Source organism: Anabaena sp. WA102, from assembly GCF_001277295.1.
Taxonomy (GTDB): Bacteria; Cyanobacteriota; Cyanobacteriia; order Cyanobacteriales; family Nostocaceae; genus Dolichospermum; species Dolichospermum heterosporum.
The window spans coordinates 2,311,163-2,324,879 of record NZ_CP011456.1 but is presented as its reverse complement, the minus strand read 5'-3'; the positions used below and the strand labels follow the sequence as shown (position 1 = coordinate 2,324,879).

The window sequence follows — 13,717 nt, the reverse complement described above, 5'->3', positions numbered from 1 at the left end:
TTTGCGTTAGGTGGTTGAGTATTTTTTTATTTGGAAGTCCCTAACAAAAAATACTCAGTTGCAAATTTTGAGATAAAGTTTCCATGAGTGCTAAACCAGCTACAGGATTACCTACAATATCTAAAGCAGGACTGTAGCTGGCAATAGCAGCGCTCGCCGAAGGCATTGCTCCCTGATTTGGTATGATGGCGACAAGTCCACCACCAATACCCGATTTTATCGGTAAGCCAATTTTCACAGCATATTCTGCGGAAGCTTCATATAAACCACAAGTTAACATCACCGTATTTACGGTTTGACGGTGTTTGTCATTTATGAATTCGCTTTTACAGGCTAATATTTTTCCCAGTTTAGCTAAATCTTCTACCCGTCCAGATATACAGCATATTTGTTCATAAACGTCTAGAGATAATTCAATATTATTTAAATTTCCCGATTCGTAGAGATAGTTGGCAATATCTATATTTATTTGGGAGCGACTAGCACGAACTGAAGCTAGAATATCTGTGTCTATATATATTTGAGTACCTGCTAATTTATTTAACCAATTACAAAACAATTGTGTACATTCATGTCCATCCTTTCCTGGTAGCTTATCAGCAAGAGTAATAGCACCACTATTAATCATAGGGTTGCGAGGATATCCATGATCTTCTTTTAATTGCAATAAAGAATTAAAAGGCGCATCCGAGGGTTTAACCCCAACCCATTGTAAAACCTGTTTTTCCCCGTAATATTCCAGCAGGTATAGTAGAGAAAATGGTTTAATGACACTCATGAATGGAAATACACAATCGGTATCTCCTAAACTATAATTTTCTCCTGATTCACAACTTATATAAACAGCAAATGAGTTAGGATTAGCCGTAGCTAATTTAGGAATGCGTTCAATAACTTTTCCTTTTGCTGCTTGGGTTTTAGCTTGTTCTACCCAGATAGATAAATTATGTATATTAATGCTTTTTATTCCTAGCACAAGCCTAAACCTCAAATCATGAAGATAATCTGGATTATATCTTAATGAGTAATTACTCTAACTTTTTATGTAACTAATTTTAAATACAAAACCGAAAATTTACGTAATATTAGTAATTACGGGTAATTGGTAAAAAGCAATAAAAAGATAAATATTCCCTTTCTTGTGTTCCCTGTTCCCTGTTCCCTGTTCCCTCTTCTTAGATAAGATAGACTGATTAACAACCAAGTTGTCGGAAAAGATAAATTGGTTTATTTCCCTAATAACAAGGTTTTTAAGAGTACATGAACAAAAGATTTATTTTAACTTTGATTTCTAGCCCCGTGTTGTTTACATCCATGTTATCTATGGTGATGATGGGTAGACCTGCTCATGCTAGTCAAACAGTTGACACTGCTGGTACTCATGAATCTTGTGTCATGTCTCCCCATTCAGCAACTCCGAACAAGGTATGTATACAGGTGAGTAATACTCCTTTGGGCGTTGCTAAAGAAACCATGCAAGTGGCACAAGCGGACACAAATAATCCCAAAGAACTAGAATTTTCTGATGCTGAAAGTGATTTAGCTATCAAGCTATTTGGCTGTGATTGCCCTGTTTGTATCAATGCTGCTCGGCAATTGAATGGTTCAGCGCCTTTACCAGTATAGAAGGAAAGGGCAAACAGCAGGAAGCGGGGGAAGAATTTTCTTCTTCTTCTTCTTTCTTCTTTTTTGTGAACTACCTACACTTCCCTTGCGGGTAAGTATAGGCTTCCTACCCAGTTAACAGCTTTTTGCTCTTCGAGAACAACAAGACTGATGTTAAGGCGATAGGCTGACCCCTCGTTCCAAAGGCAAAATCAAGGTTAATCAACAAAAATGATCATGTATCTAGCTTGGTTATCGCTATTCTCTCGCCTTGCCGAGATATTCAATTCATAACACAAATTTTGTGAATTGTCTCCATGTTTTCCTTCCTTGCTGTCGCGTTGGTCGGAAAACCGTCGTCAATTCACGCGCCATTCATCCCCCGCTACCCTATCGGGTCAGACGTGGGGCTTCTGTCGGTTAAGCTAAACTCCTGACTCCTGACTCCTGACTCCTGACTCCTATTCCCTAATAATACTTCTCGAATTATTTCCGTTGGTACTTCGTCGGTAACTTTGACTGCGCCAATTTGGGTTGGTAGGACAAAGCGGACTTTGCCAGATTTAACTTTTTTGTCTAATTGCAAAGCATCAATAAGAGCTTCAATATCTAAATCTGCGGGTATTTGGGTGGGTAAACCTGCTTTTTTAATTAAGGCGTTTTGACGTTCTGTGTCTGCTTGTGACCAAAGTTCTAATTTTACAGCAATTTCTCCCGCTGCTACCATACCAATGCCTACAGCTTCACCATGTTTAAACAGACGATACTCTGTGAGACTTTCCACCGCATGACCAATGGTATGACCATAATTTAAAATTGCTCTGATTCCAGATTCTTTTTCATCTTTGCTGACAACATCTGCCTTTGCTTGACAGGAATGAGTTAATATGCTGTTTATCAGGTCGGATTTCACATAGCGGAGTTGGTCAAGGTGTTTGCTTGCTGTTAGTTGAGTAAATAACTCGGTGTCCCAAATGATCCCGTATTTGATCACCTCTGCCATTCCTGCCCGAAATTCCCTAGCAGGCAGGGTTTTTAAGACTTCTGGGTCAATTAAAACTAAACTGGGTTGATGAAATGCACCAATCAAGTTTTTACCGTGGGGATGATTTACGCCGGTTTTGCCACCAATAGCTGAGTCTACCATTGCTAGGAGACTGGTGGGAACTTGGACTACGTTGATGCCTCTGAGCCATGTGGCGGCAGCAAAGCCTGTCATATCACCAATTACACCTCCCCCCAAGGCGACCATTGTTGAGGAGCGTTCTAGGCGATTTTCCAGGGCGATGTCGTAGAGTTTTTGGATGGAGTTGAGGGTTTTGTAGCGTTCACCGGGGGGGAGGTTGTAGCTGACGACTTGAAAACCGGCATTTTCTAAAGAGGCGATCGCTCTTTCGCCATAATATTTAAATATCATCGGGTTGGAAACTAGCAATACTTTCTTACCTAGTTTCAAACTCGCCATTTGTTCACCTAGTTGATCTAAACTCCCAGGTGCAATGGTAATATCATAAGACTTTTCAGGTATATCTACTTTAATTACAGAAGTCATTCCCCAACCTTAATATAATCACTCGTCTGGGTATTTTACCCCAAGTTGACAACCTCTTTTCTATTCCCTGTTCCCTTTAATAATTATTGATGATTGAATAGAAATAAGTAACTAATCTGGAGCAAAACAAATGGCTGTAGTTGAATATATTGTCTTTCTAGGCGTGTTTATGGGTGTAGCTGTAGGCTTGTTATTTGGTCTACGCGGAGCTAAGATTCTCTAACCCTACAATTAGACGCTAATTAAACCCACTTTATGTGGGTTTAGGTATCTGTCTCAATCGGATTATCAAATGTCTATTTACTACTTTGCTGTTTGATTGCAAGTTTTCACAACTTCGATCTCTAACTCAAGTATCCGAGCAACTTTTTCTACAGTTAGTCCCTCATTTAATAAACCAATTCTCAATTATCAGATCCTCAAAATCCTGAAAATCTGCCACATTATTTGTTACTAAAATCAAGTCATTGCAGAAGGCAATACTGGCAATTTGTCCATCAATAAAAGCAGGTGTTTTACCAATTTTCGATAATCTAGCTCTTTCCTGTGCGTGCCATTTTGCAGCTTTGAGATCATAATCAAACACAGGCAAATCTAACACAGAATCTTGAATGTATTTCCATAAAGAATCCTTGCGTTTAGATGCTGGTAAACGCCAACAGCCATAAAGGATTTCATGAACAACAAGACTTGCTACTGCTACTTCTGAACGATAGCGATTTAATTGATCTAAAACCTGAGTATTGGGAATTGGCCGACTCGGTTCTGAGATAATATTAGAGTCTAGTAAAAAGCGAACTGTCATAAATCAATCTCGCGTCCTGGACTACGATCTCTTAAATTAGCAAAATCTTCATCTGTAAATTCAATTCCTTCTCTTTCAATTGTTTCTCGAAACCTTAAAACCCCTTCCCAAAAGCTATCTCCTTTATTCTGTAATGGTTTTTCCTGTACTTGTTCTTTTATTTGTGACAGTTTATGTTTAAGAAATTGAATAAAATCTAAAACTTCCTGTTGTTTATCGGTTGGTAACTCTCGCAGGTTTTCTAAAACAGCTTGTTCAATGGTCATAGTTTCACCTCTACTACTAGGCTATTATTCTATTATAAATGACATCAGCATTAATTTTTATTTTCTCCTCCATTGTTGATATCAATTCCTAATATTGCCAATTGCTGATTTATCCAATCTGTAGCTGTTGCTTTATCGGTTTCAATGGCTTTTCTACTCCTATTTTAGCAATTTCTAGAAGTTGTTTGGATTTTTGCTTTAAATCAAAACTTTCAAGCAATTTTGAATTAATATGCTGTTCAAGTTGAAAATCAAAAATAGGTATTGGTAAAGATTTTATAGAAGTTTGAGTTACAAGCGGTTGAACATAACCTTACTAAAGCTTGAAAATTGTTGATATTGGTAAAGCACTATCTGCCCAATCTTCAATCATATTATCAATAAGCCAATAATCATGAAAATTATAAGACTGATTATAGGTAATTTGTCGCAGGTAGTTTAGTATATCTTCGTATCTTTGCTTAGTTGCTTCATCTCTCCAGTGAGACGGAACAGACGCAGCAAAAGTCAAGATCAAAATTGTCCGACTCCAGATTTGTGATCCTAAATGTTCAGTTAGTCTAGATAGTGTTCGTTTTTCATCAGGACGAAACCGCGTATCATCAAGACGACTGATATAAAAAGTTGCAAAAGTTTGTTTTAAATTGACTTTCTGTTGAATTAAGCCTAAGTATTTATTGTCACACTCAAGATCATCCTCAGCCAGCCCTGGGGTATCAATCAGACAGACATCTCCCCAAGGACTATTATAAGCATAATGCTCAATAACTCTTGTACAGGCTTCATATTTTGCCGTTTCAGCAATATATTGGCCAAATACTGAGTTAATAAAACTGGATTTACCTACTCCAGTCCGCCCAACAAGCAAATACTTACGCATAAATTACTTATCCAAGTAGAGCCTTACATACGCCCCATACCGCACCAGCTACACTGCCAACTGCTTCACCAGCTTTTCCGAGTAATTCTGAACCGACTGGTCCGCCAATTGAACCGAATGCTTCACCAATCATTTGACCTGTTACGGCACCTGCTTCTGTGGATTGAATTATTATATCTACAGTTCTGTTTCTGACAATTCCTGCTTGTCGTTCATTCAAATATATTGCTGGTGCTGTTGGTGGTGGACTGGGTACATAAACTATTTCACGTTCAATTTTTGGTGGTTGAATACGCTCAACAGTTGACATAAAGAATGCTCCAGCCCCTTCTCTCGCCATACGCGTGTAAACTTGTGTGTAGAGTTCTCCTAACCAGCGTTCACCATCGGGAGTAAATTCTTTGATATTGCTCACTGCAATAGAAGGAATATTATTGGCAATTGCTATTCCCGAATACGTAGAAATTTCCTTGCGAATTAATTCCGTGCGTTTTTCCAAAAATTCAGGATACTCTTCTGGTGAAACTTTATCTGCACAGGTGAAGACGATAATTGCTTGTTCCCATATTTTAGGGTTAAAAGCTTCAGAAATTAGCTTAATACCTCTTTTTTCATCAGAGAGAACCCTGTTCTCATCCAGTTCCGTAACAAACCACATTAGATCAATACGACTTGTATTTAACCTGATTCGTTCTAGATACTCATAGTCGTTCCCTTTCTTTTCTAAATCATCGCACAACCCAGGTGTATCAATTATTGTAAACTTTACCCCTCCAATTTCACTTTTATACCTTTCAACAGTCATTGTTGTTGGCTCAAATTTACCAACAGGAGCAATTTTTTTTCCCATAAGACTGTTAGCTGTGCTAGATTTACCAACACCAGATCGACCTACGAGCAAAAATGTAAATTCTTTATCGCGTTCAAGTTTAAATTGTTCAGCTATGTTTTCTGCAAGACGCTTGGATTCTTCTGGCAAATTTTTATCTAGCATGAGTTGTATTGTTTACTTGATGATATTTAACATTGTATCTATGGAGTATTTCATAAAGATGTATAGATTAAAAGACGGAACATAGCGGATTTAGTAGGAAGTTTTATAAAGAAACTTTACGTTAGGCGGAAAGTATCGGATAATAGCGGAGAGTTACGCAAATTTATTTATGAGTTGGCAAGAAGTGCTGAAATACGTAGATGATCTCTTATTTAATCAAACAGGGCAACATCTCAATAGCTTGCAAATAGCAATACTTCGAGGAGTCTTTGAGAATCAAAAGTATGCACAAGTTGCTAGAGAGAGTAACTGTACTGAAGGTCATGTTAAAGATGAAGCTTATGCGCTGTGGCAAAAACTCTCTGAAGCACTACAAGAAACTACTAATAAATCTAACTTTCGGGCAAACATAGAACGTATTATTATCACAAACTCAGCATTTACAGTTCTTGGTAATCAAATTGGTAGTATTAATCTATGTTCTAATAATTCTCAACAATCAGATACAGATATTGTTAAAGCTGAATCAGAGATCATAGGAGTAGAAAGTCTCAATGCTGTAGAAAATGTGAGAAAAAAAGCAAAATTAGAAGTAGTTTTAAATCTCGTAAAATTAGGACTCACCGCAGATCAAATAGCTCAATCCCTAAATCTTCCTTTAGATGATGTAGAGCAATTTATTTCTCATGAATCTGAAGTCTAAAATCATAACTTTTCAAGAAAAGGTATGCCAAAATGCTAGACTAAATAACTAATCTATTAATCTCCTAAAGTATAACTTTATAATTAAATTAACGCTAAACTCACCCTATGTCCACCATAATTAGCGACTAAAATAAACAACTTCAACCATCGAGAACCTAATAAAATTTCCTGTATTTCATCTCCAGCAAATACAGGAACTTCAAACTCTTGACCATCTATGATCACCCTACCATGATAAACATCAAATTCAGTTTCTCCTTGAGCAGTTCTTAATTTATTCTGACGTAAAAAAGGCCAATCAAGACTTTGTACATCTTGTTTATTCATGGCTAAATATTCAGTAAATCCTGTGTCTAACATTGTTTCTACAGGAAAACTGAAATTATCTCCATCAATTAAATCAATTTCCAAATAAATTTGACCTTTATCTCCAAATCTTCCCTCAATCATATTCTGCCACTAACTCCCGTTTCATTAATGCCATAAATATGATGAATCACATGAGGATACTTTTCTCTAGCCATTTTACTAGCTACCTCTTGATCCTGATCAATAAAATAATCACCGCTATCAGGTTCAATAGCAATATACCAACCATAATATTTATCTAATATTTCTGGTTTTAAACGCTCAAAAATTACCCAACAACGCTCAGAAAATGCCTGTCTTCTAGCTCTATCTTCAGCTTTTTGTTCATCAGTCCACTGAATTTCGGGAAATACTCGACCACGACGGACAACTCTTTGGGGTGTGGATTGTGTCATCTTCATCATCTGCTTAAAGTTCACCCTAAATTCTAGCATATTCGAGTCCTCTCCCAGTCAGGGAGAGGTAATTTTAAACTGTTATATCATCACTGCATTAGGTGTTTTTTCCTGCTTTTGGAAGGGGGGACGCATTTCCAAACCAAGCAAGTTCAACATTTCTTTATCTGCGTCATAATCAGGACAGGGAGTAGTCACCGTCAACATTTTATTATCATCGCTGGAGAAGATGGAATTTGCACCAGCCATGAAGCATAAAGCTTGTTCTACTTGAGAAAGTCTCGCCCTACCTGCACTCAAACGCACGTCAGATTTAGGCATAATAATTCTAGCAGTCGCAATCATCCGCACTACATCCCAAATGGGGACATCAGGTTGATTTTCTAAAGGTGTACCGGGAACTTGAGAAAGAATATTGATGGGTACAGATTCGGGGTGAGGCTGTAAATTTGAGAGAGTATGTAACATTCCGACTCTATCGCTAATATTTTCCCCTAAACCGAGAATACCGCCCGAACATACGGTAACATTAGTTTGGCGAACATTGGCAATTGTATTCAAGCGATCGCCATAAGTTCGAGTCGTAATCACTGTGCTGTAATATTCCTCTGAGGTGTCGAGATTATGGTTATAAGCATATAATCCCGCATCTTCTAACCGCTTGGCTTGATTTTCTGTCAACATTCCCAAGGTACAGCATACCTCTAAACCCATGCCGGTTACGTCCTTAACCATATCCAGAACTTCCTCAAATTGGGAATTGTCCCGAACTTCTCGCCAAGCAGCACCCATACAAACCCGACTAACACCGCTTTCTTTGGCTGTTTTGGCAATATTTATGACTGTTTCTTTTTCTAACAGTGCTTCGGGTTTTACCTCGGTTTTGTAGCGGGAAGATTGAGCGCAGTAACCGCAATCTTCTGGACAAGCACCGGTTTTAATAGAGATAAGCTTACAAACTTGTATTTGTTGCGGTTGATGATATTGACGATGCACAGTAGCAGCTTGATAAATTAGCTCTAGAAACGGTGTATTATATATTGTCAATATCTCTGTTGGTTGCCAATCGTAGCGTATTCCCACCGTAATTATCCTTTTTGCAGTCTTTTGGTTTAATGTTCAAATTAGTATAGCTGATACAAAATATTTAAATTTGAGTATATGACATCAGAGCCACCAATTCTGACAAGCGATCGCCTAATATTAAGAATGGCAGTGATGGAGGATATTCCCTACATACTCAAATATTTTACGGAAAATAAAGAATATCTTACGCCATTTTATCCTCAATGGGATGAAAATTTTTTTACTGACGATTATTGGGAGTATCAAGTAGAAACGAGTTTCTGGGAATTTGTGAACAACTATTCATTAAAACTATTTATTTATCGGAAACACCAGCCTAGAAAAGTTATGGGAACAGCTAATTTTAGCAGCTTTGTCTATAGTGCTGCTCAATTTTGTCAATTAGGATACAGTTTAGCAGAATCAGCACAAGGTTATGGTTACATGACAGAAGCCTTGTCTATTTCCACTAAGTATGTTTTTCAAGAATTAAATCTGCACCGCATTATGGCTAATTATATGCCCCATAATCGCCGCAGTGGTAATGTTCTTAAAAGGGCTGGTTTTGTAGTTGAAGGATATGCTAGAGATTATTTAATGATTAATGGTAAATGGGAAGATCATATTTTCACAAGTTTAACAAATCCCCACTGGCGATCGCATTTATAATACACCAGATCCCCGACTTCTCCAAGAAGTCGGGGATCTGAAGATAATTATGGAGAAATAAATTATGTCAATATAAATAATCGCGGGGCTATTTTAACCATACATATTTTATCAAATATTTTAAGTTTTAATACGTAGTCATTTAACCTTTATTAAGGGTATTCTTGAAAAGGCTTATACTACATTATGAAGTGCGGAATATCGGATATACAGAACTTCCCGGTGTTATGAGGCACATATCTAGCGGGCAAGATGCCCGCACCACAAGATTTTCATGATTCAACTTTGTACCTCATCAGAGCGGAAAATGCTGTCAGTTACCCCTGACCTCATAACCTTGTAAGAGAACGAAAAAACTTTTTCAGGACTTAGTTAAAAACGCTTGAATCTTGTTTATAAAATCAACTAATTCTAATAACAATTCATAAGCACCAACAAAACTCTGTTTGCGACTGAGTTGTTCTAGTTCTTCTGCAATTTTCTGTATGGCTGTAGTGCCAATATTACCACTAGAACCTTTAAGATGATGAGCTTCTCTGGCCAGTTGAGGAAAGTCATTAACGGCAATTGCGGCTTTAATTCCCTCTACATGAAACAGGCTATCTTCCACAAAAACTTTTAATATTTCTAACTCAAATTCTGGATCATTTTCTGAGATTTGATGTAGATGTTCCCAATCAATTGGTAAATCTGTTAACGGATTATTTGTAATTAAAACTACTGGCTCAGATTCAGGAATAGTCACTACTCGTCCCGCTATAATTCTCGAACTCCAAAGCTCTAATAATGTTGCTAATTTATCCTTAGTAATTGGTTTGCTAAAATAGTCATCCATACCAGCATCTAAACAATTCTGTTGATCCTCCTTCATGGCATTAGCAGTAATAGCAATAACTATAGGTTGTCGATGATTAACAAATGAACTTATTGGCCGAGAACGAATTACTTTTGTAGTTTTTAAACCATCGAGAATTGGCATTTGACAGTCCATCAAAATCAAATCATAGGCAATGTTATCCAACATTTCCAAAACTTCTTGGCCATTGGCTACAATATCAGCTTTATAGCCTAAACTGTCGAGTTGCTTGAGGATAACTTTTTGATTAACTGGATTATCTTCTGCTACCAGCAATTTTAACTTTGATGTTGTAGAATCAGATATCTTTTCATCCAACACAGTTATAGAAGATTGCTCAATTTTAGAAGATTGGAAATTATCTAATTTTGGTTGATTTGCTAAAATATCCATAATAGTATCTAGCAAACGAGAAGGCTTTATTGGTTTAACTAAATAACTAATAAATCCTATGTTGATTGCTTTTTTCCATTCATCCTTTTGATTACTAGAAGTCAATAGAACTAAAGGAATATTGCTAATAGCAGAATTAGCCTTAATTTGTGATCCCAGCGTTAGACCATCTATCGCAGGCATTTGCATATCAATTATAACAATATCATAGGGGTGATTTTCGGCAGCCTTTTGTAAAGCTGCAAGACCAGTATTTGCACAAGCAGCTTCATCCACCCACATTCCCCAATGAGTAGCTTGATGATAAATAATTCTCCGGTTAGTGCCATTGTCATCTATTACTAACAACCGCTTGTTAGTCAATATATCAAGCTCCAAAATCTGAGAAGAAGGGTGGATTTGCTTCATAAAAGGTAGCTCAAACCAAAATTGAGATCCTTTACCCAGTTGACTTTTTACGCCAATTTTTCCTCCCATTAAACTTACTAATTGTTGACAAATTGCTAATCCCAAACCTGTGCCACCATATTGACGGGTAATAGAAGCATCAACTTGGCTAAATGCTTGAAAAAGTTTGTTTTGATCTTGAAGACTAATACCAATTCCTGTATCTATAACAGTAAAATTGAGAATGACTAGATCCTGAGTTTCTGACCTTAATTCTACTTCTAATAATACCTCTCCTTCTTTGGTAAATTTAATAGCATTACCAATTAAATTCATGATAATTTGTCGTAAGCGGCCAACATCTCCCCTCAGATATTTATAGACATTCTGTTCTACTAGTGTGGCAATTTCTAGTCCTTTTTGATGTGCTTGAGGAGCTAATAAATCTAGCACTTCTTCCAGACAATTGCAAAGATCGAAATCTATGCTTTCGATCATCATTTCTCCAGCTTCAAGTTTAGATAAATCTAAAATCTCATTAATCAGAGATAAAAGAGCATCACCACTCACACGAACTATTTCTAAAAAATCTCTTTGTTCTGGGTTGAGAGGAGTTTCTAATAATAAACCAGTCATGCCCAAAATGCCATTCATGGGAGTACGAATTTCATGACTCATATTCGCTAAAAAACTACTTTTGGATAGAGATGCTAACTCAGCTTGATGACGAGCAATTTCCAATTCTCGTCTTTGTAGGATTTCCACTTGCAGCAATTTAGCTTGAGCTAAAGCAATACCTATTTGATCAGATAAAGACTTGAGAAATTCTATTTCCCAGTTAGTCCATTGACGGGGTTGGGTACAATGATGAGCAATTAGTAAACCCCAAAATTCATCTTTGAGAAAAATAGGAATAACTAAGTTAGCTTTGACATTAAACCTTTGCAATAGTTCGATATGACAAGGTTGAATGTTAGCTTTTTCAATGTCATTAATTACACCAATCCATCCTTGAGTATATTTCTCGATATAATTTTTTGTCAAACAAGGCTCAACAATATTTGCCCCCATAACAACTGGAATACCGGGAATTAATGCTTCTTTCCGCGCTGTTAAAGAGCCATCGGCCAACAACTCTAGAATCACTACACGGTCAGTTTTCAACAGTTTTTGTACTTCAGTAACACTCGTTTGCAGAATATCATCTATCTGTAAAGAACCGCGGATTTTTAAAGTAATATCAGCTAATAATTGCGATCGCAAGTTGAAGTATTTTAGTTCTTCCTCGGCTTCTTTGCGTTTACTGATATCACGTCCTACACAAATGAATCCGCCATCTTTCAATTTTGTCAGAGACATTTCTGCGGCAAAGTCACTGCTATCTTTTCTCTGAGCAATTGTTTCTCCATGCCAGTAACCTTGTTTCATTAGTTCAGGAAATATCTTTTTTTCAAACAATTTAATCTGCTCTTGTTCATAAACTTCTTGCCATTTTTTTCCTAGCAATTCCGTGGCATCACTATAGCCAAATATATTCACATAAGAGCTATTTAGATAAAGATAATTACCCTGTTTATCAACAATACTAATGCCATCACTCGCCGCTTCTACTGCTGCTAATTGCTGTTTTAGAGACTCTTCAGCTTGTTTGCGTTCAGTGATATCTATGCCGGTACAAACAATAAATTCAATTTCACCATTTTCATTTAAAACCGTTCTATTTGACCAATTAATTAGCCGCAGATTTCCGTCTTTTATTCGCCAATAGTTTTCATATTCTTTTAACCCTTTACTTGATTTAATTTTTTCAAAAATAGATCGCACCGTTCGACGGCGTTTCGGTTCTGTAAATACGCTCCAAAAGCATTGATTTCTAACTTCATTGTAAGAATAACCCGTGGTTTCTTCACAAGCTCGATTAAATCCAATAATTTCCCCTTCTGGGTTAAGAACTATCACTAAAGCATTAACTGTATCTAATACCGTTGAGAGGAGCAAACTATCTAAATTACGCCGCCATTCTAATTGTTGCATGACTTGGCGACCTAAAATATTTAATGCCTCTATCTGTTGTGGTGCGAGTTGTCTTGGTATGTCATCGAGAACACACAGCGCTCCTAAGCCATAACCTTCATCATTAATTAGGGGTATGCCCGCATAAAAACGGATATTGGGATCTGATGTCACCAAAGGGTTATTCACAAATCTTGGATCTAAAGTAGCATCGGGAATGATCATGGGATCTGGTTGCTGGATAGCATGATTGCAAAAACCAATACTACGGGGTGTTTCTGATGCTTCTAGCCCAATTTTAGATTTAAACCATTGGCGGTCCGTATCAACTAAGGTCATTACGGCCATGGGAGTTCCACAAATAAAAGAAGCTAAACGGGTAATATCATCAAACTCCAGTTCGGACTGAGTATCAAGAATTCTGTATTGTAAAAGTGCTTCAATTCTTCCGGCTTCGTCACTGCGTAATAAGGCTTTCATATTTAAATTTACCCTTAGTTAAAAGTGTTGTGATTTTGGCTATCTTGAGTATGTAGACGTAAAAACACCAAAATTTATAATCATACGTAAGTAAATTCAATTATACGGTATTTTACTTATCCATCACTCACCTACTGGTAGCGAAGCGCTACTGCAAGCAGATCAAGAAAATTCAGGATTTTTAGACTTTATTTCTGGCTTTAGGGTATTATCTTATCAGTAATTCTCATTCGATGCGTACTCCATTACAGAGAAGAGTTGAAAACCTACGAAAAAATATTTA

General features: G+C 37.1%; 14 protein-coding genes. 4 read left to right on the top strand and 10 right to left on the bottom strand.

Annotated elements, in window-relative coordinates:
* Positions 1 to 40: 40 nt before the first annotated feature.
* Positions 41 to 976 carry a glutaminase gene (locus tag AA650_RS10070; RefSeq protein ID WP_053538918.1) on the bottom strand — a complete coding sequence of 312 codons (936 nt, stop codon included), beginning with the start codon at positions 974 to 976 and terminating at the stop codon, positions 41 to 43.
* 284 nt (positions 977 to 1,260) lie between these two features.
* Here AA650_RS10070 and AA650_RS10065 point away from each other — a divergent pair, with 284 nt between their 5' ends.
* A complete protein-coding gene (locus AA650_RS10065; protein WP_081424198.1) occupies positions 1,261 to 1,626 on the top strand; it encodes a hypothetical protein in 366 nt (121 codons plus the stop codon).
* A gap of 364 nt (positions 1,627 to 1,990) precedes the next feature.
* Here the strand turns inward: AA650_RS10065 and aroB are convergent, their stop codons facing one another.
* Positions 1,991 to 3,157: a 3-dehydroquinate synthase gene (gene aroB, locus AA650_RS10060; RefSeq protein ID WP_053538916.1), complete on the bottom strand. Its 1,167-nt coding sequence runs from the start codon at positions 3,155 to 3,157 to the stop codon at positions 1,991 to 1,993.
* A gap of 130 nt (positions 3,158 to 3,287) precedes the next feature.
* On the opposite strand from aroB, the gene petL reads away from it, so the two are divergent.
* The gene (gene petL, locus AA650_RS26340; protein ID WP_035081422.1) at positions 3,288 to 3,380 is read left to right on the top strand and encodes a cytochrome b6-f complex subunit PetL; all 93 of its coding nucleotides are present in this window, start codon (positions 3,288 to 3,290) and stop codon (positions 3,378 to 3,380) included.
* 162 nt (positions 3,381 to 3,542) lie between these two features.
* On the opposite strand, the gene AA650_RS10055 is transcribed toward petL, so the two are convergent.
* The 4 genes from AA650_RS10055 to AA650_RS10040 all read right to left on the bottom strand — a co-directional run bounded on the left by AA650_RS10055 (position 3,543) and on the right by AA650_RS10040 (position 6,102).
* Positions 3,543 to 3,962, bottom strand: coding sequence for a type II toxin-antitoxin system VapC family toxin (locus AA650_RS10055; protein WP_015081509.1), 420 nt, complete (start codon positions 3,960 to 3,962; stop codon positions 3,543 to 3,545).
* Positions 3,959 to 4,228 carry a DUF2281 domain-containing protein gene (locus AA650_RS10050; protein ID WP_028084968.1) on the bottom strand — a complete coding sequence of 90 codons (270 nt, stop codon included), beginning with the start codon at positions 4,226 to 4,228 and terminating at the stop codon, positions 3,959 to 3,961. Before AA650_RS10050 ends, AA650_RS10055 begins: the two co-directional genes overlap by 4 nt.
* A 316-nt stretch (positions 4,229 to 4,544) precedes the next feature.
* On the bottom strand, positions 4,545 to 5,108 hold the full coding sequence (locus AA650_RS10045; RefSeq protein ID WP_053538915.1) for a GTPase: 564 nt from the start codon (positions 5,106 to 5,108) through the stop codon (positions 4,545 to 4,547).
* Between the two features lie 7 nt (positions 5,109 to 5,115).
* Entirely contained in the window at positions 5,116 to 6,102 is a 987-nt protein-coding gene (locus AA650_RS10040) for a GTPase (protein ID WP_053538914.1), read from the bottom strand.
* Positions 6,103 to 6,271: 169 nt separating this feature from the next.
* On the opposite strand from AA650_RS10040, the gene AA650_RS10035 reads away from it, so the two are divergent.
* On the top strand, positions 6,272 to 6,805 hold the full coding sequence (locus AA650_RS10035; RefSeq protein WP_053538913.1) for a hypothetical protein: 534 nt from the start codon (positions 6,272 to 6,274) through the stop codon (positions 6,803 to 6,805).
* 83 nt (positions 6,806 to 6,888) lie between these two features.
* On the opposite strand, the gene AA650_RS10030 is transcribed toward AA650_RS10035, so the two are convergent.
* The 3 genes from AA650_RS10030 to bioB all read right to left on the bottom strand — a co-directional run bounded on the left by AA650_RS10030 (position 6,889) and on the right by bioB (position 8,654).
* Positions 6,889 to 7,257 (bottom strand): aspartyl protease, encoded by a 369-nt coding sequence (locus tag AA650_RS10030; RefSeq protein ID WP_053538912.1) that lies wholly within the window; start codon positions 7,255 to 7,257, stop codon positions 6,889 to 6,891.
* Positions 7,254 to 7,571 carry a hypothetical protein gene (locus tag AA650_RS10025; protein ID WP_053538911.1) on the bottom strand — a complete coding sequence of 106 codons (318 nt, stop codon included), beginning with the start codon at positions 7,569 to 7,571 and terminating at the stop codon, positions 7,254 to 7,256. The genes AA650_RS10030 and AA650_RS10025 overlap by 4 nt, the downstream gene beginning before the upstream one ends.
* Before the next feature lie 81 nt (positions 7,572 to 7,652).
* A complete protein-coding gene (bioB, locus tag AA650_RS10020; RefSeq protein WP_199924419.1) occupies positions 7,653 to 8,654 on the bottom strand; it encodes a biotin synthase BioB in 1,002 nt (333 codons plus the stop codon).
* A 78-nt stretch (positions 8,655 to 8,732) separates the two neighbouring features.
* Here bioB and AA650_RS10015 point away from each other — a divergent pair, with 78 nt between their 5' ends.
* A complete protein-coding gene (locus tag AA650_RS10015) occupies positions 8,733 to 9,305 on the top strand; it encodes a GNAT family N-acetyltransferase (protein WP_053538909.1) in 573 nt (190 codons plus the stop codon).
* Positions 9,306 to 9,666: 361 nt separating this feature from the next.
* On the opposite strand, the gene AA650_RS10010 is transcribed toward AA650_RS10015, so the two are convergent.
* Positions 9,667 to 13,434 (bottom strand): response regulator, encoded by a 3,768-nt coding sequence (locus tag AA650_RS10010; RefSeq protein ID WP_053538908.1) that lies wholly within the window; start codon positions 13,432 to 13,434, stop codon positions 9,667 to 9,669.
* Positions 13,435 to 13,717 lie beyond the last annotated feature (283 nt).

Coding starts and splice junctions, on each gene's coding strand:
- AA650_RS10065 (WP_081424198.1), top strand. CDS start 1,261: ATGAACAAAAGATTTATTTTAACTTTGATTTCTAGCCCCGTGTTGTTT.
- aroB (WP_053538916.1), bottom strand. CDS start 3,157: ATGACTTCTGTAATTAAAGTAGATATACCTGAAAAGTCTTATGATATT.
- petL (WP_035081422.1), top strand. CDS start 3,288: ATGGCTGTAGTTGAATATATTGTCTTTCTAGGCGTGTTTATGGGTGTA.
- AA650_RS10055 (WP_015081509.1), bottom strand. CDS start 3,962: ATGACAGTTCGCTTTTTACTAGACTCTAATATTATCTCAGAACCGAGT.
- AA650_RS10050 (WP_028084968.1), bottom strand. CDS start 4,228: ATGACCATTGAACAAGCTGTTTTAGAAAACCTGCGAGAGTTACCAACC.
- AA650_RS10045 (WP_053538915.1), bottom strand. CDS start 5,108: ATGCGTAAGTATTTGCTTGTTGGGCGGACTGGAGTAGGTAAATCCAGT.
- AA650_RS10040 (WP_053538914.1), bottom strand. CDS start 6,102: ATGCTAGATAAAAATTTGCCAGAAGAATCCAAGCGTCTTGCAGAAAAC.
- AA650_RS10035 (WP_053538913.1), top strand. CDS start 6,272: ATGAGTTGGCAAGAAGTGCTGAAATACGTAGATGATCTCTTATTTAAT.
- AA650_RS10030 (WP_053538912.1), bottom strand. CDS start 7,257: ATGATTGAGGGAAGATTTGGAGATAAAGGTCAAATTTATTTGGAAATT.
- AA650_RS10025 (WP_053538911.1), bottom strand. CDS start 7,571: ATGACACAATCCACACCCCAAAGAGTTGTCCGTCGTGGTCGAGTATTT.
- AA650_RS10015 (WP_053538909.1), top strand. CDS start 8,733: ATGACATCAGAGCCACCAATTCTGACAAGCGATCGCCTAATATTAAGA.
- AA650_RS10010 (WP_053538908.1), bottom strand. CDS start 13,434: ATGAAAGCCTTATTACGCAGTGACGAAGCCGGAAGAATTGAAGCACTT.